This is a genomic window from Pseudoalteromonas sp. SG43-3, assembly GCF_014164385.1.
Lineage (GTDB): Bacteria > Pseudomonadota > Gammaproteobacteria > Enterobacterales > Alteromonadaceae > Pseudoalteromonas > Pseudoalteromonas distincta.
In genome coordinates, this window is the sequence record NZ_JACJFC010000061.1 from 1 (window position 1) to 1,040 (window position 1,040).

Here is a 1,040-nt window from a genome sequence, read left to right on the forward strand (position 1 = left end):
GCACCAACTGATTTAGCCGAAGGCGAATATACTGTCACCGCACAGGTAGATGATGGTCTAGGTAATATCGGCAGCGCCACCGAGACAGGTCAGATAGACCTTACTGGCCCGAGCCTTGTTATTACAGACAACGGTGTAAGCAACGACACCACGCCAACGATTGCAGGTACCAGCGATGCACCGCAAGGCAGTGAAGTAACGATTGTTGTCACCGACAGCAGCGGCGCAGCGCAAACAATGAGCGCCACCGTACTAGCCAATGGTACGTGGTCAATCCCTGTACCGGTAGCCATTGCAGAAGGTGGATACACCATCAGCGCAAGCGTGAGCGATGCAGCAGGCAATGACACCACCGCTACTGGCACTGGTGAAGTAGACACGACTGCACCAACACTGATCCTAACGAATCCTGGTTCAAGTAATGACATCACCCCGACACTCAGTGGCACAAGTGATGCCGTTGAAGGCACGGTTATTAACTTCACCGTGGTGGACGATCAAGGCAATACACAAACCTTTACCACCACGGTTGATGCAGACGGCAACTTCTCTATAGAAGTACCGACTGCACTGGCAGAAGGGCCGTACACGATCACCGCCAACATCAGCGATGTGGCAGGTAACAGCACCGATATTACCGGCAACGGCACCATTGATACCACAGCACCAAGTGTGAGTGTAGATGCGCCATTATTAACAAATGACAGCACGCCCACAGTGACAGGCACTAGTGATGCACCTAACAGCACCATCACGGTGACGTTTACAGATGCAGCGAATGCAGTGCAAACCATTGATGTACAAACCGATGCCAATGGTAACTGGAGTGCGACACCAACAGGCACATTAGCCGAAGGGAATTATAGCGTTAGCGCCAGCATCACCGATGCTGCAGGTAACATAGGCACCGGCACTGACAGTGGCGAAGTAGACGTAACTCCACCGGCACTTGCCTTTACACCAACGTTTGAACTTGGTTTATTGGTTACCTTAAGTGGTACCTCTGACTTGCCAGCAGGCAGTGAAATTACCATTACCGA

Annotated in this window: 1 protein-coding gene; it reads left to right on the forward strand. The window is 51.8% G+C overall.

Translation table 11 applies throughout. The features are described 5' to 3' along the window. Positions 1–1,040: Ig-like domain-containing protein (locus H5157_RS20555; protein WP_182725409.1), on the forward strand; the 1,040-nt coding region annotated here is incomplete at both ends.